The organism is Pseudomonas sp. NFACC43, assembly GCF_900119645.1.
Lineage (GTDB): Bacteria > Pseudomonadota > Gammaproteobacteria > Pseudomonadales > Pseudomonadaceae > Aquipseudomonas.
In genome coordinates, this window is the sequence record NZ_FPKK01000002.1 from 404,684 (window position 1) to 425,774 (window position 21,091).

Genomic DNA, 21,091 nt, shown 5'->3' on the forward strand with positions numbered 1-21,091 from the left:
AGGCGGGAGAAATATTTACATGCGTGGCGGGGTATTTCTTATCTAATATGGGTGACTTCAGCCATTAAACGAATGATTCAAGTCTCATATATTGGATTTTAAGGTGGATTCATGCACGGCGAGCTGGATGCCTATGATCGCAGGATACTGGCACTGCTGCAGGAGGATGCTTCGCTGTCCAGCGCGCAGATCGCCGAGCAGGTGGGCTTGTCCCAGTCGCCATGCTGGCGCCGGATTCAGCGGATGAAGGAAGAGGGGATCATTCGGGGGCAGGTGACATTGCTCGATCGCAAGAAAATCGGCCTGAATACGCAGATCTTCGCCGAGATAAAGCTCAACGCCCACGGTCGTTCAAATTTTACCGAGTTCACCGAGGCGATTCGCGGCTTCCCCGAGGTGCTGGAGTGCTACGTACTGATGGGCTCGGTGGACTTCCTGCTGCGCATTGTCACGGCGGACATAGAAGCTTACGAGCGATTCTTTTTCGAAAAGCTGTCGCTGGTGCCGGGGATCCAGGAAGTGAACTCCATCGTGGCGCTTTCGGAAATCAAGTCCACGACGAGTTTGCCGGTGGTGCGCTGATTTCCCTGGAGGATGGGCTGGCCCCGTTGCGAGCAAGTTGGTTCCCACAGGGATCTTCGGCGAACGCAAATCGGCGAAGATCGGCCGTGGAGGCGAGCTTGCTCGCGATGGCGATGTGAAAGGCGCCGCAGTTACCCAGGTTATAGCCGCAACAGCGTTTTCCAGGCCCGGTTCTGGTAGACCGCGATGGCCTGCTGCTTGCGCGCATCGAGGGCTTGATCGGTGATCGGTTCGTTGGCCAGTTGCGCCAGTTTGTTCAACTCGCCATAGAGACGGTCCATTTCCGGAATGTCCAGTACCTGGCGGGCGTGGTGCAGCCAGACCTGGATGCGCTCGATGCGCGGCAATTGCTCGGCCAGGTCTTCCGGCTGCTGCTGGTAGCGTTGCAGTTGCAGCGACGTCGACTCCTCACCCAACAGGCGTGGCAGCCAACTGCTCAGTTGCGCCGCCCCCTGGCGGTTGCCACGGGTGTTGCGCTCGGCGGCCCAGCTGCGGGCCAGCAGCCAGCGCGAGGCCTTGAGGGAGAACAGGCCCCAGCGTGGATCCTGGAGTTCCTCGAGGAACTGCTCTGGCGCTGCCTTGCGCACGTCTTCGTCGTCCAGGCCTGCCTGGACCAACGGGCGCCAGTCTTCGAGCAAGGCATCCAGGGCGACGCGCAGGTCATGGGTCGACTGGCGTGGCGCGGCCTGGCCGAGGCTGCTGAGCAAGGCACGCAGTTCGGCGAGGTTTTCCACCCAGTCCTGCAGCAGGCGCCAGTGACCATTGAAGCGGTACTGCTCGGCCAGACGCTGGCTGCTGCCCAGCAAATGCCAGCCCAGCGCGGCGAAGGCGTCGTCCAGGGGCATTTCGGCGGTCAGTTGTGGCGCCGGCAGGCTCAGGGCGTAGCTGTTCGCATCATGCAGGCGATAGCCGCGCTCGGCCTTGCTGATGTCGCACGGCATCAGGGGCAGGGTTTCGGCCAGTTCGGCGGCCAGTTCCAGCAGCGCGGCGGGTTCGCCTTCACGCAGTTCCAGCTCCAGTTCGCAGATTTCTTCCTTCTGCTTGCCGACCACGACATGGCCCAGGTCCAGCGCGGCTTCGATGACCACCTTGCCTTTGCCGCGACCCCAGGCGATTTCGGCGCGTTCACGTACGAAATCGGTGGTGAAGATGGCCTTGAGGGTCTTCTTGTCCAGTTCGGCCAGGGCCTCGGGCCAGCATTCGCCATCGAGTTTCTTCAGATCGAGCTTGGCCTTGGGCAGGTGCCAATCGTACTCGTTGCGCTCGGACAGACCGGCGACGCTCTGGCCACGGGTCTTGAGGGTCTGGATTACCTCTTCGCCGTCGCGACGCAGGCGCAGGGCCACCTTGGCTCGCGCCAGGTCGCGCTCGGGGGTGTCGAAATACTGATTCATCAGTTCGCGGCGTTCCCAGCCGCTCTTGTTGCGTTTTTTCAGCAGCGGATGCTCGCGCAGGGCTGCCAGGGTCTCGCGGCTGACGCGGAGTTTGATTTCGGTTTCTTTCTGCATGGCCGGAAAATCCAGGAATCGGGTGCGCAGCCGGGAAGGTATGGCTGCCAAGGTCGTGCAGTGTACAGGAGTCATTGGTCCTACGTGCCGCGACGGTTTCTTCCTGGCGCCGGATGGTTCTATGATGAACGTCAATTTGCATGCCCGGAGCCAGCGATGCCTTTGCCGTCCATGAAAGATCAGTTCGCTGCCCTGATCGCCGCCCCCTCGGTCAGCTGTACCCAGCCCGGGCTGGACCAGTCCAACGCTGCGGTGATCGAACTGCTGGCGGATTGGCTCGGCGACCTGGGCTTCAGCTGCGACATCCAGCAAGTGAGCCCCGGCAAGTTCAACCTGCTGGCAAGTTTCGGCAGTGGCCCCGGTGGGCTGGTATTGGCCGGGCATAGCGACACGGTACCGTTCGACGAAGCGTTGTGGCAGACCGACCCGCTCAGGCTCACCGAAGTCGATGGCCGTTGGGTCGGGCTGGGCAGTTGCGACATGAAGGGCTTTTTCGCCCTGGTGATCGAAGCGGTCAAGCCGCTGCTGGACCAGCCGTTCAAGCAGCCGTTGCTGATTCTCGCCACATGCGACGAAGAAAGCTCCATGGCCGGCGCCCGGGCCCTGGCCGAAGCCGGTCGCCCACTGGGGCGGGCAGCGGTGATTGGTGAGCCGACCGGCCTCAAGCCGATTCGCCTGCACAAAGGGGTGATGATGGAGCGCATCGATATTCTTGGCCGCAGCGGCCATTCCTCCGACCCGAGCCTGGGCCACAGCGCCCTCGAAGCCATGCACGACGCCATGGGGGAACTGCGTGGCCTGCGCCTGCGATGGCAACGAGAGTTTCGTAACCCGCAATTCACGGTGCCACAGCCGACCCTGAATTTCGGCTGCATCCATGGTGGCGACAACCCCAACCGGATCTGTGGCCAGTGCTCCATGGAGTTCGACCTGCGACCCTTGCCGGGCATGGACCCACAGAGCCTGAGGGCGGCTATCCGGCAGAAGCTCGACCCCATCGCCGAACGGCACAAGGTCAGGATCGACTACGCCCCGCTGTTTCCCGAGGTCCCCCCTTTCGAGCAGGCCGAGGATGCGGAACTGGTGCGGGTGGCAGAACGGCTCACCGGCCATCGTGCCGAAGCAGTGGCGTTCGGCACCGAAGCGCCTTATCTTCAGCGCCTCGGTTGCGAAACCCTGGTCCTGGGCCCCGGCGATATCGCCTGTGCCCATCAACCCGGCGAATACCTTGAAATGTCACGCCTGCAACCTACCGTACACGTGTTGCGACAGTTGATCGGGCATTACTGCCTGTCACCTGCCGCGGCCGGTTAAATTGCCCCTGTCCGGGCCCGTATTCATGAGGAGAGCGCGCGTGTCGCCAAGCCTGTTCCGACGATAACCACCAGCCTGCTGTGCGTTCTGTTTCGTCCTTTTTTGGCTGTTATTTGTTACAGGTCCAGGTTCATGCCCGAATACGTCAATTGGCTTCGCCACGCTTCGCCGTACATCAATGCCCACCGCGATTGCACCTTCATCGTCATGCTGCCCGGCGACGGTGTGGAACACCCCAACTTCGGCAACATCGTCCATGACCTGGTGCTGCTGCACAGCCTCGGCGTGCGCCTGGTACTGGTGCATGGCTCGCGCCCGCAGATCGAGACTCGCCTCGCCGCCCGCGGCCTGACCCCCCATTACCACCGCGGCATGCGTATCACCGATGCCGCGACTCTCGAGTGCGTGATCGATGCGGTCGGCCAGTTGCGCATCGCCATCGAGGCGCGCCTGTCCATGGACATGGCTTCGTCGCCCATGCAGGGTTCGCGGCTGCGTGTCGCCAGCGGCAACCTGGTCACCGCACGGCCCATCGGCGTGCTGGAGGGGGTCGATTACCACCACACCGGAGAAGTGCGTCGGGTCGACCGCAAGGGCATCAACCGCTTGCTGGACGAGCGCTCCATCGTGTTGCTGTCGCCGTTGGGCTATTCCCCCACCGGGGAGATCTTCAACCTCGCCTGCGAAGATGTCGCCACTCGCGCGGCCATCGACCTGGCCGCCGACAAGTTGCTGCTGTTCGGCTCCGAGCAAGGCTTGATCGGCGAGGACGGCAAACTGGTGCGCGAGTTGCGTCCGCAACAGGTCCCGGCCCATATGCAACGCCTGGGGAGCGACTACCAGGCCGAGCTGCTGGATGCGGCGGCCCAGGCCTGCCGTGGCGGTGTGGCGCGCAGTCATATCGTCAGTTACGCCGAGGACGGTGCGCTGCTGGCCGAACTGTTCACCCGCGACGGCAGCGGCACGCTGGTGGCCCAGGAACAATTCGAAGTGGTGCGTGAAGCGGCCATCGAAGACGTCGGCGGCCTGCTGGAATTGATCAGCCCGTTGGAAGAACAGGGGATCCTGGTGCGTCGCTCTCGTGAGGTGCTGGAACGCGAAATCGAGCAGTTCAGCGTGGTCGAGCGCGAAGGCATGATCATCGCCTGCGCGGCGCTCTACCAGATCGCCGACTCGGATGCCGGGGAACTGGCCTGCCTGGCGGTGAACCCGGAATACCGCCATGGCGGGCGCGGCGACGAACTGCTGGAGCGGATCGAAGCCCGCGCTCGCGCCCAAGGGCTCAAGACGCTGTTCGTACTGACGACCCGGACTGCCCACTGGTTCCGCGAGCGTGGCTTCGAGCCCAGCAGCGTGGAACGCCTGCCGGCGGCACGGGCATCGTTGTACAACTATCAACGCAATTCGAAGATCTTCGAAAAAGCCCTGTAGGCCGTTGCTGCCAATCGTCGCGCTGCCGCGTTCTTCTTGATTTCAGACAATGAGCGTCTAGTCTGGAAAGCCTCAAGATCGTGGCATGCGCGAACATCTGTCCTGCGAACCCAAGCCATTCGAAGCTCACAGGTTCAATCCCTGTGCCTGGATTCGGCTGACCTCGCAAAAGCCCGACGAAGCACTATTCAGTTATCCCAAACGTCGCCGATACGCCATGCCATCGGCATGATGACGCTTTGATGGCAATCATATGTCGAAACGAGCTGAAAACTAATGAAACAATTCTTTTTGGATTTATAGAGAATCCATTATTCTTCGGGCCGGTGTCGCGGGGTTAGACCATGGTCGTAGTCCGAAAGGGTTGCGGTTGACTTGCCGGTCACGGTCTGGCGCTAATCGCGCATCCGCGGATTCCGGGCGTGCGACCCGGGACCAAAGACACACAAGAATTAGAAAACGAGAGGAGCGATACATGAAGAAGTCCACCTTGGCCCTGGCTGTGGCCGTTGGGGTATTGGCGCAGCAGGCAGGCGCCGCCGGTTTTATCGAGGACAGCAAGGCGTCCGTCAGTTCTCGTACTCTGTACTTCAATAACGATAACCATGAAACGGGCAGCGAGGACCTGCGCGAAACAGGGACTGGCCTCAAGTTCGACTACAAGTCTGGTTTCACGCAAGGTGTCGTCGGTTTCGGTATCGATGCTCAGGCGCTGGTGGGGATTCGTCTCGATGGGGGACGGGGGCGTAACGCTGGCTCCTATATGCCAAGCGACACCGATGGTTCGGCGGTCCACGAGTGGAGCCGTCTGTCGGGTAACGTGAAGGCGCTCTTCTCCAAGACCGAGGCTCACCTGGGTGGTGCCCTGCAGCCTAACCTGCCGATCCTGGTGGCCAACGACAGCCGTTTGCTGCCACAGACCTTCGAAGGTGGCACCATCACCTCCAAGGAAATCGACAATGTGACCTTCAACGCAGGTCAGCTGGAACATGCCACTGGCCGTGCATCGAGCAACAGCACCGGTCTGGCAGTGGCGGGCGGTACCGAGGACAGCAACCAGTTCCGTTTTGCCGGCGCCGACTGGAAGGTCACCAAAGACCTGACCCTGCAGTACTACTACGCCAACCTGCAAGACTATTACAAGCAGCACTTCCTGGGCGCCGTACACGTATTCCCGATCAGCGAAGGCCAATCGTTCAAGACTGACCTGCGTTATTTCGACAGCAGCTCCGACGGCCGTAACGGCGATGCTGGCTACCGCTTCAACAACAACGGTGGCTATGCCAAGACGCCGGGCGAGGTCGATAACAAGACCTGGAGCGCCATGTTCACTTACACCCTCGGCGGCAGCGCGTTCCTGTTGGGTCACCAGCAAGTCGGTGATGACGGTGGCTTCGTCTACCTGAACCAGGGCAACGTGGTCGATGGCAACGGTCGTCCTGAAGGGGCTGGTGGTGCGAGCTTCTACCTGTTCACCGACAGCATGATCAACGGGTTTGTCCGTGCCGGTGAAAATACTACCTTCGGTCAGTACTCCTACGACTTCGCTTCCTTGGGCGTTCCAGGCCTGAAAGCCTCGGTCGCCTATCTGCGTGGTGACGATGTCAAATCCGCCACGGGTGGAAGCGACTACTCCGAGTGGGAACGCGACATGCGTGTGGATTACGTAATCCAGCAAGGCGCGTTGAAAGGCTTCGGCACTACCCTGCGCCAGGGTACCTACCGCAGCAGCGGTGCAGGCGACAGTCAGGACCAGACCCGTCTGATCTTCAACTACACTTACAACTTCATGTAAGACGTAGCGCAAAAAAAGCCCCGCCCGGCAACATGCCCGGCGGGGCTTTTACGTTTTCGGGTCAGGCCCACCCCTGTAGCCTTTCCCGAAACCTTCTCCTCTTTTCAGCAACTCGAGGCCTTCTCGAACCTCGGGAACGATCTTGGCCCGCTATGCGCCACGGCACCAGTGAACAGTTTTTTATATTCACTAAGGATCTAACCAAATGGGTATTCATTCTTTTTAAAGCAGTGAAAAGCGGTGCACAGTTGGGCTCACAAAAAACCATCAGGAGCCGCACCATGAGCCTCAGACTCGGCGACATCGCCCCCGATTTCGAACAGGATTCCAGCGCCGGCAGGATTCGCTTCCACGAATGGCTTGGCACTAGCTGGGGTGTGCTGTTTTCTCACCCGGCGGATTTCACCCCCGTGTGCACCACCGAACTGGGTTTGACCGCCAAGCTCAAGGATGAATTCGCCAAGCGCGGCGTCAAGGCCATCGCCCTGTCGGTAGACCCGGTGGACTCGCATCACAAATGGATCGAGGACATCAACGAAACTCAGAACGCCATCGTCGATTTTCCCATCCTGGCCGATGCCGACCGCAAGGTCTCCGACCTGTACGACCTTATCCATCCCAATGCCAGCGATACCTTGACCGTGCGTTCGCTGTTCGTGATCGACCCGAACAAGAAGATCCGCCTGACCATCACCTACCCGGCCAGCACCGGGCGCAATTTCAACGAGATCCTGCGGGTGATCGATTCCTTGCAACTGACCGATAACTACAAGGTCGCTACCCCGGCCAACTGGCAGGACGGCGATGAAGTGGTGATCGTGCCGTCGCTCAAGGACGAGGAGGAGCTCAAGCACCGCTTCCCCAAGGGCTATCGCGCGGTGAAGCCTTACCTGCGCATGACACCGCAGCCCAACAGGTAGCCATTCAACGATCGTTCCCACGCTCCGCGTGGCAGCCAAGGACAGTCCGGCAGCCGAACGCGGAGCGTCCGTTGAGGCGCTTGCGCGCAGCGCGTGGGAATGATCAAGGCTTGTGTACCAAGGGTTTTGGCCGTTCCGACGGCCTTTTTTTTATGGCCTGGAAAAAACAATTTTATATTTCTTGATCGAATAACCAAATGAATAAATATGATTTAAAGATATAAAAATCCGCTGTTATGGTGGGGGCCTAAACGCGAGATCGCCCATCGCGAATCGCACAGGACGTTTAAGGATGTTGGCATGTTTGTCGTCTCACTCGGTGGCAGTCCCAGTCAGCGTTCCCGTTCCGGGGTATTGCTGGAGCGGTCGCAGCGCTGGTTGCAGCAGCAAGGTGTGGAAGTGGCGAGCTATCAGGTGCGTGATTTTCCCGCCGAAGACCTGCTCCATGCCCGTTTCGACAGTCCCAAGGTGGTCGACCTGCTCCAGCGAATCGAAAACGCCGACGGTTTGTTGATTGCCACGCCGGTGTACAAGGCTTCCTTTTCCGGCGCGTTGAAAACCGTGCTGGACTTGCTCCCCGAACGTGCCTTGAGCCACAAGGTGGTATTGCCCATGGCCACGGGCGGCAGCATTGCCCACATGTTGGCCGTGGACTACGCCCTCAAGCCCGTGCTTTCGGCGCTCAAGGCCCAGGAAATGCTCCAGGGCATCTTTGCCGAAGACAGTCAGATCGCCTACGGCGAAGGCTCTGCCCAGGCCCAGCTGACGCCCGCCTTGCAGCAGCGCCTGGACGAAGCGCTCGAGCAGTTTCTCAGCGCCATGGCTCGTCGACCCAAGCCGCTGGATCCAGGCCTGTTGAACGAACGTTTGTTGAGTGCTCGCTGGAGCATTTGAACCCGATACACCCTGATTCACTTCACCTTACTCAGCCGCCAACGGCCAAGCAGGTGCAGCCAAAACCCCATAGCAAAAAAGGAGAGGCGCCATGCGCTCTGTCATTTTGCGTCGCGGGCTGGTCGCTCTGTTTGCTGCGGCTGTGTCCTTCGGCGCCATCACCCAGGCCCAAGCCGAGACCCTGCGGATCGGTTATCAGAAGTACGGCACGCTGGTGCTGCTCAAGGCCAAGGGCTCGCTGGAAAAACGTCTCGCCGCCCAAGGCGTGGACGTGCAGTGGACCGAGTTTCCCGGTGGCCCGCAGTTGCTCGAAGGCCTGAACGTCGGCTCCATCGATTTCGGTGTCACGGGGGAAACCCCACCGGTGTTCGCCCAGGCGGCGGGTGCCGATCTGCTCTATGTCGCCTATGAACCGCCAGCGCCCGGCAGCGAGGCGATCCTGGTGCCCAAGGGCTCGCCCATCCAGTCGGTGCAGGACCTCAAGGGCAAGAAGGTCGCCCTGAACAAGGGCTCCAACGTGCATTACCTGCTGGTGCGCGCGCTGGAGGACGCTGGCCTCAAGTATTCCGACATCCAGACCGTGTTCCTGCCCCCGGCTGACGCCCGCGCGGCGTTCGAACGTGGCAGTGTCGATGCCTGGGTGATCTGGGACCCTTACCAGGCCGCCGCCGAACAACAGTTGCAGGCCCGGACCCTGCGTGACGGCAAGGGCATCGTCGACAATCACCAGTTCTATCTCGCCACCCGACCCTACGCGCAAAAGCATCCCCAGGTCATCACGACCCTGGTGGAAGAAGTGCGCGCCGTGGGCGAATGGTCCAGGGCCAATCCTGAGGACGTGACACGACAGGTATCGCCACTGCTTGGCCTGCCCGCCGACATCACCCTGACGTCGGTGAAGCGCCAGGGCTACGGAGCGCTGTTCCTCACACCGCAAGTGATCGCGGCGCAACAGAAGATCGCCGACAGCTTCTATCAGCTCAAGTTGATACCCAAGCCGCTGAGCATCAAGGACGTGATCTGGACGCCACCGGCGGCCGTTGCGAACGCGCAGTAAATTCGACCCCCAGGGAGACCACTCCATGAGCCTCAATATTTTCTGGTTCCTGCCTACCCACGGCGACGGCCATTACCTTGGCACCGCCGAAGGCGCTCGCGCCGTCGATCACGGTTACCTGCAGCAGATTGCCCAGGCGGCGGATCGGCTGGGGTTCGGTGGGGTGCTGATCCCCACCGGGCGCTCCTGCGAAGATTCCTGGTTGGTGGCCGCTTCGCTGATTCCCGTGACCCAGCGCCTGAAATTCCTCGTGGCGCTGCGCCCAGGGATCATTTCCCCGACGGTGGCGGCGCGTCAGGCCGCGACCCTGGATCGCTTGTCTGGGGGGAGGGCGCTGTTCAACCTGGTAACCGGTGGCGACCCGGACGAACTGGCCGGCGACGGCCTGTTCCTGGACCACGAGGCACGCTACCAGGCGTCGGTGGAGTTCACCCGTATCTGGCGCCGCGTGCTGGAAGGCGAGACGGTGGACTACGACGGCGAGCACATCAGCGTGAAGGGTGCCAAGCTGCTTTATCCGCCGATCCAGCAACCACGCCCGCCGCTGTATTTCGGCGGCTCCTCGGAAGCCGCCCAGGACCTGGCCGCCGAGCAGGTGGACATGGTGCTGACGTGGGGCGAGCCGCCAGCGGCCGTGGCGGAAAAGATCGAACAGGTCCGGGTCAAGGCGGCCAGGCTCGGGCGCACGGTGCGCTTCGGCATTCGCCTGCATGTGATCGTGCGAGAAACCAATGCCGAAGCCTGGCAGGCGGCCGACCGATTGATCTCCCATCTGGACGACGACACCATCGCCCGTGCCCAGGCCTCCCTGGCGCGCTTCGATTCGGTGGGCCAGCAACGCATGGCTGCGCTGCACGGTGGACGGCGCGACAAATTGGAGGTCAGCCCGAATCTATGGGCCGGTGTCGGCCTGGTTCGGGGCGGAGCCGGGACGGCACTGGTGGGCGATGGCCCGACCGTCGCTGCGCGGGTCAAGGAATACGCCGAGTTGGGGATCGACACCTTTATCTTCTCCGGCTACCCGCATCTGGAAGAGTCCTACCGCGTGGCGGAGTTGCTTTTCCCTCATCTGGATGTGGAGCATGCGCCGTTGCCGCAGAGCCAGGGGTACGTAAGCCCGTTCGGTGAGATGGTCGCCAACGATATCCTGCCTAAAGCCGCTTCCCAGAGTTGAGGCGGCCATGAAGAAACTTATCCACAACCTGGCGCCGTGGGCGGTGCCGCTGTTGTTGCTGGTGGTGTGGCAGCTGTCGGTATCGGCGGGCTGGTTATCCACGCGGATCCTGCCGGCCCCGGTGGCAGTGATCGAAGCCGGAGCGCAGTTGGTGCGCAGCGGCGAAATCTGGACTCACCTGGCAATCAGTGGCTGGCGAGCGGCGCTGGGTTTCCTGATCGGTGGCGGCATCGGCCTGGCCCTGGGTTTCATCACCGGCCTGTCGAAATGGGGCGAGCGCCTGCTGGACAGCTCGGTGCAGATGCTGCGAAACGTGCCCCACCTGGCGTTGATTCCCCTGGTGATCCTGTGGTTCGGCATCGATGAGTCGGCGAAGATTTTCCTGGTGGCGCTGGGCACGCTATTTCCGATCTACCTCAATACTTACCACGGGATCCGCAACGTCGATCCGGCGTTGGTGGAGATGTCCCGCAGCTACGGGGTGTCCGGGTTCAGCCTGTTTCGCCAGGTGATCCTGCCGGGTGCATTGCCCTCTATCCTGGTGGGCGTGCGCTTCGCGCTGGGCTTCATGTGGCTGACACTGATCGTGGCGGAAACCATTTCCGCCAACGCCGGCATCGGTTACCTGGCCATGAATGCCCGGGAGTTCCTGCAAACCGATGTGGTGGTGCTGGCGATCCTTTTGTACGCCGTGCTCGGCAAGCTGGCCGACCTGGCGGCTTGTGGGCTTGAACGGGTCTGGTTGCGCTGGCATCCGGCCTATCAGGCACGCAGCGCAGGTGCCGCATGAGCGCTCAACAACCTCCACGCCTGTTGCGCGGCATTCCTCTGGTCGTGCGCCAATTGCAGAAGACCTTCGGTTCGCGACAGGTACTGCAAGACCTCGACCTGCACATCCCGGCCGGGCAGTTCGTGGCGGTAGTGGGGCGCAGCGGTTGCGGAAAAAGCACCTTGCTGCGCCTGCTGGCCGGCCTCGATCAGCCTTCGGACGGTCAGTTGCTGGCCGGTTCGGCGCCGTTGAGCGCGGCGCAACAGGACACGCGCCTGATGTTCCAGGAGGCGCGATTGCTGCCCTGGAAAAGAGTCATCGACAACGTCGGCCTGGGCTTGAAAGGCCACTGGCGAGCCCAGGCGCTACAGGCCTTGGAAGCCGTCGGCCTGGCCGACCGGGCGCAGGAGTGGCCGGCGGCGCTGTCCGGCGGGCAGAAACAACGGGTGGCCTTGGCCCGGGCGCTGATTCATCAACCGCGCCTGTTACTGCTCGACGAACCCCTGGGAGCGCTCGATGCCCTGACCCGCATCGAGATGCAACAACTGATCGAGCGTCTGTGGCAGCAACATGGTTTCACCGTGTTGCTGGTTACCCATGACGTCAGCGAAGCCGTGGCCGTCGCCGACCGGGTGATCCTGATAGAAGACGGTCGAATTGGCCTCGACCTGCCCGTCGACCTGCCACGACCACGGGCTCGCGGCTCCCATCGTCTGGCAGCCCTGGAAGCCCAGGTGCTCAATCGTGTGCTGTCCTTGCCCGGCCAACCGCCGGAACCCGAACCTGTTTCACCCTTGCCCACGCAATTGCGTTGGGCTCAATAGCCTCATCCAGAAGGAATCGACACTATGACTATCAAAGCCATCAACGTACGTAACCAGTTCAAAGGCGTCATCAAGGAAATCGTGGAGGGCGACGTACTGTCGGAAATCGACGTACAGACCGCTTCCGGCATCGTCACGTCGGTGATCACTACGCGCTCGGTGAGGGAGTTGGAGCTGGCCATCGGCAGCGAAGTGATCGCCTTCGTCAAATCCACCGAGGTGTCTATCGCCAAGTTGTGAGCGATGCCTTGCCCGCAGCCCCGGACGGCGAGAGCCCTTCGGGGCTTTTCAGTTATTGGACGTGCTGAGTCACTGCGCACACTTTGGCTTGACGCTTGAGCAGGCGACCGATGCCATGGATGAAGTGATCAACTGGGGAGCTGAGCTCGGCGAGCACTCCGCAAGCCTTTTGAGAAGTGTCGAGTTGGCGTTGGCCGCCGCCATAGGGGCCCATCGCATGAAGAGCTGATCGGCACATCAGGCGACTTCACGCTTGGGCAAATAGGGTGGCAGGTACAATCCCAGGTACGCATCGAACACCCGCATGCCTTCCTCGGCCATGCGAGGGGTGATCTGGCCGTGCAACTGCACCGAGCGGGCATAGACACGGTCGCCCAGTTCCATGGCGAGGGCGAATACGTCGACATCACCAGGCAGCGCCGGCAGTTCGAAGTGGCGGGCGAAGAGTTTGTGCATCAGGTCGCTCAGTTCCAGGTCGTGCTGGCGGTCGGCCTGGGTGACTTCGGTCAGCCCGTGCTGGGCCAGGATCAATTGGCGAGCGGCGGCATCCTGGCCATAGATCGTCAACATGCGCTGCTCCACCAGTCGTGACAATTCGCGCCAATGATTCAGCGAACCGTGATCGATCGGCGCTAGCAGGCAGGCGCGGAAGGCGGCATGGACGTCCGCGGTCAATGCTTCGAGCAGGGCCGGAACGCTGGCAAAGAAGTGATACACGGAGGAGGGCGGAATGCCCGCGCGCTCGGCGACGCTGTAGATCGAAAGGCTGGCCACGCCTTCGGCCGCCAGCAGCGTGCGGGCGGCATCGAGGATCGAATCGATCCGGGCCTGGCTGCGTGCGCGGGGTTTGCGAGGGGTGGCAATGCGCGTCATGGGACTCTCCTGCGGGGCTGCCGGGCATTGTACGAGCAGGGATTTGTATTGTCTGCCAGGCCGTCATCGCGAGCAGGCCCGCTCCCACATGGATCTTCGTCGGGCTCAAGAATGGGGGGGCGTTCAAATATCCTGTGGGAGCGAGCCTGCTCGCGATAGGCATAAAAAAACGCCGCAGCCTCGAAGGCCTGCGGCGTTGTTCGTTGCAGCAATCGCTTAGACGGTATGCAGGTACCAGTTGTACTCGAGGTCGGAGATGGAATGTTCGAACTCTTCCAGCTCACTCTCCTTGCAGGCCACGAAGATATCGATGTACTTCGGGTCGATGTACTTGGCCATGACTTCGCTGTCGTCCAGTTCCCGCAGGGCATCGCGCAGGTTGTTCGGCAGGCTCTGTTCGTTCTGCTCGTAACTGTTGCCTTCCACCGGCGCACCGGGCTCGATCTTGTTGACCAGGCCGTGGTGCACTCCCGCCAGCACGGAGGCCATCAGCAGGTACGGGTTGGCATCGGCGCCGGCGACGCGGTGTTCCAGGCGCACGGCATCGGCCGAACCGGTGGGGACGCGCAGGGCCACGGTGCGGTTGTCCAGGCCCCAGGTCGGCGAGTTCGGCACGTAGAACTGTGCGCCGAAACGACGATAGGAGTTGACGTTGGGGCAGAGGAAAGCCATCTGCGCGGGCAGGGTCTCGAGCACACCGCCGATCGCGTGACGCAGCGCGGCGTTCTGCTCGGGATCCTCGCTGGCAAAGATATTCTTGCCATCTTTGTCCAGGATCGAGATGTGAACATGCAGGCCGTTGCCTGCCTGGCCCGGATAGGGCTTGGCCATGAAGGTGGTGTCCATTTCATGGTCGTAGGCGATGTTCTTGATCAGGCGCTTGAGCAGGACGGCGTAGTCGCAGGCCTTCATCGGGTCGGCCACGTGGTGCAGGTTCACTTCGAACTGCGCCGGGGCACTTTCCTTGACGATGGCGTCGGCGGGGATGCCTTGCTCCTTGGCACCTTCCAGGATGTCCTGGAGGCAGTCGACGTATTCGTCGAGGTCGTCGATCAGGTAGACCTGGGTCGAATGCGGGCGTTTGCCGGAAATGGGCGAGCGGGGCGGCTGTGGACGGCCATTCACGTTCTCCTGGTCGATCAGGTAGAACTCCAGCTCGAACGCTGCGCAGATGGTCAGGCCCAGTTCATCGAACTTGGTCACGACCTGGCGCAGGACTTCGCGAGGGTCGGCGAAGAAAGGCTCGCCTTCGAGCTCGTGCATGGTCATCAGCAGCTGCGCGGTAGGGCGCTTCTGCCAGGGTTCGTTGGAGAGGGTGCCAGGGATTGGATAGCAGATGCGGTCGGCATCGCCGATGTCCAGGCCCAGGCCGGTGCTTTCCACCGTCGAACCATTGATATCCAGGGCAAACAGGGAGGCCGGCAGGTTGATGCCTTTCTCGTAAACCTTGTGGAGGCTGGTGCGTTCGATGCGCTTGCCGCGCACCACACCATTCATATCCGCAATCAGAAGGTCAACGTACAGAACCTCAGGATGTTCCTTAAGGAACGCGTTCGCTTCGTTAAGCTGAACGGCACGCGGGGGTACCGACATGATGCAACACCTTTGTTGTTAAAAATATCAATCATTGATCTCTTTGAAACCCAGTCAACCCGAACGGCATGCCGAAGTCAAGCAGGGCCTTTTTTGCCCTAAAAAAGCACTTGAGGGGCTTTTTTGGAGCAGTTTGGGGCGTTTTTTCCCCTTCAAGGGGCTTGGCGCCCGCAGGCTTGAGCGGGCCGTGTTGTATTTTTTACGGGGGTGTTGTGTAAAAAAATGAACAAGGCTAAGCTCGATTCAAACCCATAACAGCAATAATACCGGGGTGCTTCATGTCTCGCCTGCCGTACCAACGGCGTCACCACCTGTCCCAGCAGATCGGTTGGCATGCTCGTCGCATCAGTGGCGAGGCGTGTCCCCAGGCCATGACGACGGCCACCGAGCGCCTGCCCATGTCGACTTCATCCCTGGTGCGTCAGCCGTCATCTTCGTCCAATATTCTGGACGCTCTGGACGAAACTCTCTTTAGCAGCTCTCCTTTCAATGTAGAACCTTTTCCCGGGCATTTGTCGGGCAGGGGCAACACAACGCGACGCCGATGCGTCAAACAACCCCTGGCTAGCCTTGGCAGCCAGGAAAATCACGCCTAGAGGCATTTATGAGTAACAACCTCGACCAGCTCACCGATTGGTTGAAAGACCATAAGATCACAGAAGTCGAATGCATGATTGGCGACCTGACCGGTATCACCCGGGGCAAGATTTCGCCGACCAACAAGTTCATTGCCGAAAAAGGCATGCGCCTGCCCGAGAGCGTTCTGCTCCAGACCGTTACGGGCGACTATGTCGAAGACGACATCTATTACGAACTGCTGGATCCGGCCGACATCGACATGGTGTGCCGTCCGGACGAAAACGCTGTATTCCTGGTGCCCTGGGCCATCGAGCCCACCGCCCAGGTGATCCACGACGCCTATGACAAGCAGGGCAACCCCATCGAGCTGTCGCCGCGCAACGTGCTGAAAAAGGTGCTCAAGCTCTACGCCGACAAGGGATGGCAGCCCATCGTCGCACCGGAAATGGAGTTCTACCTGACCAAGCGCAGCGACGATCCGGACTTCCCGTTGCAGCCGCCCATCGGTCGCTCAGGCCGCCCGGAAACCGGTCGCCAGTCTTTCTCCATTGAAGCGGCCAACGAATTCGACCCACTGTTCGAAGATGTCTACGACTGGTGCGAGTTGCAGGAGCTGGACCTCGACACCCTGATCCATGAGGACGGCACGGCGCAGATGGAAATCAATTTCCGTCATGGCGATGCCTTGTCCCTGGCCGACCAGATCCTGGTGTTCAAGCGCACCATGCGTGAAGCCGCGCTCAAGCACGATGTGGCCGCGACCTTCATGGCCAAGCCCATGACCGGCGAACCGGGCAGTGCGATGCACCTGCACCAGAGCATCATCGACAAGGAAACCGGCAAGAACGTCTTCTCCAATGAAGACGGGACGATGAGCGAGCTGTTCCTGCACCACATCGGCGGGCTGCAAAAGCTGATCCCCGAGCTGTTGCCGCTGTTCGCGCCCAACGTCAACTCGTTCCGCCGCTTCCTGCCGGATACATCGGCGCCAGTGAACGTCGAATGGGGCGAGGAGAACCGTACCGTCGGCCTGCGGGTGCCGGATGCCGGGCCGCAGAACCGTCGGGTGGAAAACCGCCTGCCGGGTGCCGACGCCAACCCGTACCTGGCCATCGCCGCCAGCCTGCTGTGTGGCTTCATCGGCATGGTCGAAGGCCTCAAGCCGAGCGCACCGGTGGTGGGCCGTGGTTATGAGCGCCGCAACCTGCGCCTGCCGCTGACCATCGAGGACGCCCTCGAGCGCATGGAAAACAGCACCACCATCGAGAAGTACCTGGGTAAGAAATTCATCACAGGCTACGTCGCGGTCAAGCGGGCCGAGCATGAAAACTTCAAGCGCGTCATCAGTTCGTGGGAGCGGGAATTCCTGCTCTTTGCCGTCTGATGCGCCGGGCGGGGCGGTCCAGGCCGCTTCGCCCCAACCGATACAAGGAGAATTCGCATGACCCGCAACAATCCGCAGACCCTCCAATGGCAAGCCTTGAGCAGCGAGCACCACCTGGCGCCATTCAGCGACTTCAAGCAGCTCAAGCAGAAAGGGCCGCGCATCATCACCCGTGCCAAGGGCGTCTACCTTTGGGACAGCGAAGGCAACAAGATCCTCGACGGCATGGCCGGCCTCTGGTGCGTGGCGGTCGGCTACGGCCGTGATGAGCTGGCCGAAGCCGCCAGCCAGCAGATGCGTGAGTTGCCGTACTACAACCTGTTTTTCCAGACGGCCCATCCACCGGCGCTGGAACTGTCCAAGGCCATCGCCGACGTCGCCCCGCCCGGCATGAGCCATGTGTTCTTCACCGGTTCCGGCTCGGAAGGCAACGACACCATGTTGCGCATGGTCCGCCACTACTGGGCGATCAAGGGCCAGCCGAACAAGAAGGTCATCATCAGTCGCAAGAACGGCTATCACGGCTCGACCGTGGCCGGCGCGAGCCTGGGTGGCATGACCTATATGCATGAGCAGGGCGACCTGCCGATCCCGGGCATCACCCATATCGCCCAGCCATACTGGTTCGGCGAAGGCGGCGACATGAGCCCCGAAGAGTTCGGTGTATGGGCAGCCAACCAGCTGGAAGAGAAGATCCTGGAGATTGGCGTCGACAATGTCGGTGCATTCATTGCCGAGCCGATCCAGGGCGCGGGCGGGGTGATCGTGCCGCCGGACACCTACTGGCCGCGCATGAAGGAAATCCTCGCCAAGTACGACATCCTGTTCGTGGCCGACGAAGTGATCTGTGGCTTCGGCCGCACCGGTGAGTGGTTCGGTACCGATCATTACGGGTTGAAACCCCACATGATGACCATCGCCAAGGGTCTGACCTCCGGATACATCCCCATGGGCGGCCTGATCGTACGCGACGACGTGGTCGCGGTGCTCAACGAGGGCGGCGACTTCAACCACGGGTTCACCTATTCCGGTCACCCGGTGGCTGCGGCAGTGGCCCTGGAAAACATCCGCATCCTGCGCGAAGAGAAGATCGTCGAGCGTGTCCACGACGAAACGGCACCTTATTTGCAGAAGCGCTTGCGGGAACTGAACGATCATCCGCTGGTGGGTGAAGTGCGTGGCGTCGGTTTGCTGGGGGCGATCGAACTGGTCCGGGACAAGGCCACGCGCCAGCGTTATGAAGGCAAGGGTGCGGGCATGATCTGCCGGCAGTTCTGCTTCGATAACGGCCTGATCATGCGCGCGGTGGGAGACACCATGATCATTGCGCCGCCACTGGTGATCAGCAAGGCCGAGATCGATGAATTGGTGACCAAGGCACGACACTGCCTGGACCTGACCCTCGGTGTGTTGCAAGGCTAGGGTTTGTACGAAAAGGCGCCGAGCGGCGATCAGGCAAGGCGAAAACACGCGAGCAAGCGCAGTTGACGGGTCGTCATTGAGCATTGCGAGCCTGTTTTCAACGCAGCATGGTCGTTGCGCAAGCACTTATCGTACAGGGCCTAAGTGCTAGGCTCTGAGGGAGGCGCCTTGAAGGGCCTCCCCCGGTTTGAAAAGGCTGGGTTTGTGTTGAAAGCCTGCCCTGTAACTTGCCAGACTACCGCCTGTTCAAGTTGCCCGCGAGCCGGCTACTGAACTGTGGCTTAAAAGAATAACTGGAGCATCATCCATGAAGGCATTAGGTATGAAGATAGCTGGCAAGACCCTCCTCGCCATGTCTCTGATGGGCGCGATGGCGGGTGCCGTCCAGGCGGACGACAAAGTGCTGCACGTCTATAACTGGTCCGACTACATCGCCCCGGACACGATCGCCAAGTTCGAGAAAGAGTCGGGGATCAAGGTGGTCTACGACGTATTCGACAGCAATGAAACCCTGGAAGCCAAGCTGCTGGCCGGCAAGTCCGGCTATGACATCGTGGTGCCGTCGAACAACTTCCTGGCCAAGCAGATCAAGGCGGGCGTCTATCAGCCGCTGGACAAGTCCAAGTTGCCGAACTGGAAGAATCTCGACACCGACCTGCTCAAGGCGGTGGGTGATGCCAGCGACAAGGGCAACCAGTACGCTTTCCCTTACATGTGGGGCACCATCGGCATCGGCTACAACCCCGAGAAGGTCAAGGCGGCACTGGGTATCGACAAGATCGATTCCTGGGATGTCCTGCTCAAGCCGGAAAATATCGCCAAGCTCAAGAGTTGCGGGGTGAGCTTCCTCGATTCGCCGACCGAGATGATCCCGGTGGCCTTGCACTACCTGGGCTACCCGACCGACACCCAGGACAAGAAACAACTGGCTGAAGCCGAGGCGCTGTTCCTCAAGATTCGTCCTTCGATCGGTTACTTCCACTCGTCCAAGTACATCTCCGACCTGGCCAACGGCAACATCTGCGTGGCCGTGGGTTACTCGGGCGATATCGAGCAGTCCAAGTCCCGTGCCGCCGAAGCGGGTGGCAAGGTCAAGGTGGCCTACAGCATTCCCAAGGAAGGCGCCGGTTCGTTCTACGACATGGTCGCCATTCCCAAGGACGCCGAAAACGTCGAGGCCGCCTACAAGTACATGGACTTCCTGATGAAGCCGGAAATCATGGCCGAGATCACCGACAACGTCCGTTTCCCGAACGGCAACAAGGCCGCGACGCCGTTGGTGGACAAGGAAATCTCCGGTGATCCGAACATCTATCCGTCGGATGAAGTGAAAGCCCATCTGTATGCGATCAGCGACTTGCCGCCAGCCACCCAGCGGATCCTGACCCGCAGCTGGACCAAGATCAAATCCGGTAAATAAGCCGGCCTGAGGCACCCTCCTGTTGTCGCCGTCCTCGCGACGCCCGGCAACAGGAGCAATTAAATAACTAAAAGTTTTGCTGGATCGGTTTATCGAGGGTAAGTTGCGCGCCGGTTTTGTTGCAGGGCCTATCGCGGCCGGTAACGGGGGGCAACTTGGGCCCAACTATTTAGAGGACCTCCACGTGCCAGTCTTTTCTTTGTTACGCAACGCCTTGCTGGTCGGTGCCGGCCTGACACTCGCGGTCAGTGTCCAGGCGGCTTCCACCGTGCATATTTATAACTGGTCGGACTACATCGGCGAATCCACCCTGGCGGATTTCGAAAAAACCACCGGGATCAAGCCGGTGTACGACGTGTTCGATTCCAACGAAACCCTGGAAGGCAAGTTGCTTGCCGGCCGTACCGGCTATGACGTGGTCGTGCCGTCCAACCACTTCCTGGGCAAGCAGATCAAGGCCGGGGCGTTCCAGAAGCTCGACAAGGCACAACTGCCCAACTACGCCAACCTCGACCCGTCGCTGCTCAAGCGCCTGGAGCGCAACGACCCGGGCAACCAGTACGCCGTCCCCTACCTGTGGGGCACCAACGGCATCGGCTACAACGTCGAGAAGATCAAGGCTGTGCTGGGCGTCGAGAAGATCGATTCCTGGGCCGTGCTGTTCGAGCCGGAGAACATCAAGAAACTGTCCAGTTGTGGCGTCTCGTTCCTCGACTCCGGTGACGAGATGATTCCGGCGATGCTGAACTACCTGGGCCTGGACCCCAACAGCGAAAACCCGGAAGACTACAAGAAGGCCGAGGCCCAGCTCCTCAAGATCCGGCCCTACGTGACCTACTTCAATTCCTCCAAGTACATCTCCGATCTGGCCAACGGCGAGATCTGCGTGGCAGCCGGTTTCTCCGGGGACATTTTCCAGGCTCGCGAACGTGCCAGCGAAGCCGGCAAGGGCGTCGAAATCGCCTATGTGATCCCCAAGGAAGGCGGCAACCTCTGGTTCGATATGCTGGCGATCCCGCGTGACGCCACCAATGTCAAGCAGGCCCATGCATTCATCAATTTCCTGCTCCAGCCCGAGGTGATCGCCAAGGTCAGCGATTACGTCGGTTATGCCAACCCCAACCCCAAGGCTGGCGAACTGATGGACCAGCAAGTGCGTACCGACGAGGCGGTCTACCCACCGCAGGCAGTCGTCGACAAGCTCTACGTCAACTCCGAGTTGCCGCCCAAGATCCAACGACTCATGACCCGCAGCTGGACCAAGGTCAAGTCGGGTAAATAGCGTCAAACGCTCTAACTTAAAGGTTCGCCC

18 protein-coding genes are annotated in these 21,091 nt (G+C 60.9%); 15 read left to right on the top strand and 3 right to left on the bottom strand.

Annotation, left to right across the window (positions count from 1 at the left end):
* Positions 1-111 precede the first annotated feature (111 nt).
* Positions 112-582, top strand: a complete 471-nt coding sequence (locus BT179_RS05760; RefSeq protein WP_072430920.1) for an Lrp/AsnC family transcriptional regulator — start codon at positions 112-114, stop codon at positions 580-582.
* 140 nt (positions 583-722) lie between these two features.
* On the opposite strand, the gene BT179_RS05765 is transcribed toward BT179_RS05760, so the two are convergent.
* Entirely contained in the window at positions 723-2,090 is a 1,368-nt protein-coding gene (locus BT179_RS05765; RefSeq protein ID WP_072390413.1) for a CYTH domain-containing protein, read from the bottom strand.
* 156 nt (positions 2,091-2,246) lie between these two features.
* Here BT179_RS05765 and argE point away from each other — a divergent pair, with 156 nt between their 5' ends.
* The 10 genes from argE (at position 2,247) to BT179_RS05815 (ending at position 12,508) form a co-directional block, all read left to right on the top strand.
* Positions 2,247-3,404 (top strand): acetylornithine deacetylase, encoded by a 1,158-nt coding sequence (argE, locus tag BT179_RS05770; RefSeq protein WP_072430919.1) that lies wholly within the window; start codon positions 2,247-2,249, stop codon positions 3,402-3,404.
* Between the two features lie 132 nt (positions 3,405-3,536).
* The gene (gene argA / locus BT179_RS05775; RefSeq protein WP_072430918.1) at positions 3,537-4,835 is read left to right on the top strand and encodes an amino-acid N-acetyltransferase; all 1,299 of its coding nucleotides are present in this window, start codon (positions 3,537-3,539) and stop codon (positions 4,833-4,835) included.
* Positions 4,836-5,310: 475 nt separating this feature from the next.
* Complete coding sequence (locus BT179_RS05780) at positions 5,311-6,630, top strand: OprD family porin (RefSeq protein ID WP_072390404.1); 1,320 nt, start codon at positions 5,311-5,313, stop codon at positions 6,628-6,630.
* A 281-nt stretch (positions 6,631-6,911) separates the two neighbouring features.
* Positions 6,912-7,550 carry a peroxiredoxin gene (locus BT179_RS05785; RefSeq protein ID WP_072430917.1) on the top strand — a complete coding sequence of 213 codons (639 nt, stop codon included), beginning with the start codon at positions 6,912-6,914 and terminating at the stop codon, positions 7,548-7,550.
* A 300-nt stretch (positions 7,551-7,850) separates the two neighbouring features.
* Positions 7,851-8,444, top strand: coding sequence for an NADPH-dependent FMN reductase (gene ssuE, locus BT179_RS05790; RefSeq protein ID WP_072390398.1), 594 nt, complete (start codon positions 7,851-7,853; stop codon positions 8,442-8,444).
* A gap of 91 nt (positions 8,445-8,535) precedes the next feature.
* The gene (locus tag BT179_RS05795) at positions 8,536-9,501 is read left to right on the top strand and encodes a sulfonate ABC transporter substrate-binding protein (protein WP_072390396.1); all 966 of its coding nucleotides are present in this window, start codon (positions 8,536-8,538) and stop codon (positions 9,499-9,501) included.
* Between the two features lie 25 nt (positions 9,502-9,526).
* Positions 9,527-10,675 carry an FMNH2-dependent alkanesulfonate monooxygenase gene (ssuD, locus tag BT179_RS05800; RefSeq protein WP_072430916.1) on the top strand — a complete coding sequence of 383 codons (1,149 nt, stop codon included), beginning with the start codon at positions 9,527-9,529 and terminating at the stop codon, positions 10,673-10,675.
* A gap of 7 nt (positions 10,676-10,682) precedes the next feature.
* Positions 10,683-11,465: an aliphatic sulfonate ABC transporter permease SsuC gene (ssuC, locus tag BT179_RS05805; RefSeq protein ID WP_072430915.1), complete on the top strand. Its 783-nt coding sequence runs from the start codon at positions 10,683-10,685 to the stop codon at positions 11,463-11,465.
* On the top strand, positions 11,462-12,268 hold the full coding sequence (gene ssuB, locus BT179_RS05810; RefSeq protein ID WP_072390388.1) for an aliphatic sulfonates ABC transporter ATP-binding protein: 807 nt from the start codon (positions 11,462-11,464) through the stop codon (positions 12,266-12,268). Before ssuC ends, ssuB begins: the two co-directional genes overlap by 4 nt.
* A 24-nt stretch (positions 12,269-12,292) precedes the next feature.
* Positions 12,293-12,508: a TOBE domain-containing protein gene (locus BT179_RS05815; RefSeq protein WP_072390386.1), complete on the top strand. Its 216-nt coding sequence runs from the start codon at positions 12,293-12,295 to the stop codon at positions 12,506-12,508.
* A gap of 237 nt (positions 12,509-12,745) precedes the next feature.
* On the opposite strand, the gene BT179_RS05820 is transcribed toward BT179_RS05815, so the two are convergent.
* Both BT179_RS05820 and BT179_RS05825 read right to left on the bottom strand, forming a co-directional pair.
* Entirely contained in the window at positions 12,746-13,381 is a 636-nt protein-coding gene (locus tag BT179_RS05820) for a TetR/AcrR family transcriptional regulator (protein ID WP_072390384.1), read from the bottom strand.
* 216 nt (positions 13,382-13,597) lie between these two features.
* Positions 13,598-14,974 carry a glutamine synthetase family protein gene (locus tag BT179_RS05825; RefSeq protein ID WP_072390381.1) on the bottom strand — a complete coding sequence of 459 codons (1,377 nt, stop codon included), beginning with the start codon at positions 14,972-14,974 and terminating at the stop codon, positions 13,598-13,600.
* 604 nt (positions 14,975-15,578) lie between these two features.
* On the opposite strand from BT179_RS05825, the gene BT179_RS05830 reads away from it, so the two are divergent.
* From BT179_RS05830 to BT179_RS05845, 4 genes are all read left to right on the top strand, one after another.
* Entirely contained in the window at positions 15,579-16,937 is a 1,359-nt protein-coding gene (locus BT179_RS05830) for a glutamine synthetase family protein (protein WP_072390379.1), read from the top strand.
* Positions 16,938-16,994: 57 nt separating this feature from the next.
* The gene (locus tag BT179_RS05835; RefSeq protein WP_072430914.1) at positions 16,995-18,359 is read left to right on the top strand and encodes an aspartate aminotransferase family protein; all 1,365 of its coding nucleotides are present in this window, start codon (positions 16,995-16,997) and stop codon (positions 18,357-18,359) included.
* A 322-nt stretch (positions 18,360-18,681) separates the two neighbouring features.
* The gene (locus BT179_RS05840; protein WP_072390373.1) at positions 18,682-19,779 is read left to right on the top strand and encodes a polyamine ABC transporter substrate-binding protein; all 1,098 of its coding nucleotides are present in this window, start codon (positions 18,682-18,684) and stop codon (positions 19,777-19,779) included.
* A gap of 184 nt (positions 19,780-19,963) precedes the next feature.
* Complete coding sequence (locus tag BT179_RS05845) at positions 19,964-21,061, top strand: polyamine ABC transporter substrate-binding protein (protein WP_072390370.1); 1,098 nt, start codon at positions 19,964-19,966, stop codon at positions 21,059-21,061.
* The last annotated feature ends 30 nt before the right edge of the window (positions 21,062-21,091 follow it).

Coding starts and splice junctions, on each gene's coding strand:
- BT179_RS05840 (WP_072390373.1), top strand. CDS start 18,682: ATGAAGATAGCTGGCAAGACCCTCCTCGCCATGTCTCTGATGGGCGCG.
- BT179_RS05765 (WP_072390413.1), bottom strand. CDS start 2,090: ATGCAGAAAGAAACCGAAATCAAACTCCGCGTCAGCCGCGAGACCCTG.
- ssuB (WP_072390388.1), top strand. CDS start 11,462: ATGAGCGCTCAACAACCTCCACGCCTGTTGCGCGGCATTCCTCTGGTC.
- BT179_RS05760 (WP_072430920.1), top strand. CDS start 112: ATGCACGGCGAGCTGGATGCCTATGATCGCAGGATACTGGCACTGCTG.
- ssuC (WP_072430915.1), top strand. CDS start 10,683: ATGAAGAAACTTATCCACAACCTGGCGCCGTGGGCGGTGCCGCTGTTG.
- ssuD (WP_072430916.1), top strand. CDS start 9,527: ATGAGCCTCAATATTTTCTGGTTCCTGCCTACCCACGGCGACGGCCAT.
- BT179_RS05825 (WP_072390381.1), bottom strand. CDS start 14,974: ATGTCGGTACCCCCGCGTGCCGTTCAGCTTAACGAAGCGAACGCGTTC.
- argA (WP_072430918.1), top strand. CDS start 3,537: ATGCCCGAATACGTCAATTGGCTTCGCCACGCTTCGCCGTACATCAAT.
- BT179_RS05780 (WP_072390404.1), top strand. CDS start 5,311: ATGAAGAAGTCCACCTTGGCCCTGGCTGTGGCCGTTGGGGTATTGGCG.
- BT179_RS05785 (WP_072430917.1), top strand. CDS start 6,912: ATGAGCCTCAGACTCGGCGACATCGCCCCCGATTTCGAACAGGATTCC.
- argE (WP_072430919.1), top strand. CDS start 2,247: ATGCCTTTGCCGTCCATGAAAGATCAGTTCGCTGCCCTGATCGCCGCC.
- BT179_RS05835 (WP_072430914.1), top strand. CDS start 16,995: ATGACCCGCAACAATCCGCAGACCCTCCAATGGCAAGCCTTGAGCAGC.
- BT179_RS05815 (WP_072390386.1), top strand. CDS start 12,293: ATGACTATCAAAGCCATCAACGTACGTAACCAGTTCAAAGGCGTCATC.
- BT179_RS05820 (WP_072390384.1), bottom strand. CDS start 13,381: ATGACGCGCATTGCCACCCCTCGCAAACCCCGCGCACGCAGCCAGGCC.
- BT179_RS05795 (WP_072390396.1), top strand. CDS start 8,536: ATGCGCTCTGTCATTTTGCGTCGCGGGCTGGTCGCTCTGTTTGCTGCG.
- BT179_RS05830 (WP_072390379.1), top strand. CDS start 15,579: ATGAGTAACAACCTCGACCAGCTCACCGATTGGTTGAAAGACCATAAG.
- ssuE (WP_072390398.1), top strand. CDS start 7,851: ATGTTTGTCGTCTCACTCGGTGGCAGTCCCAGTCAGCGTTCCCGTTCC.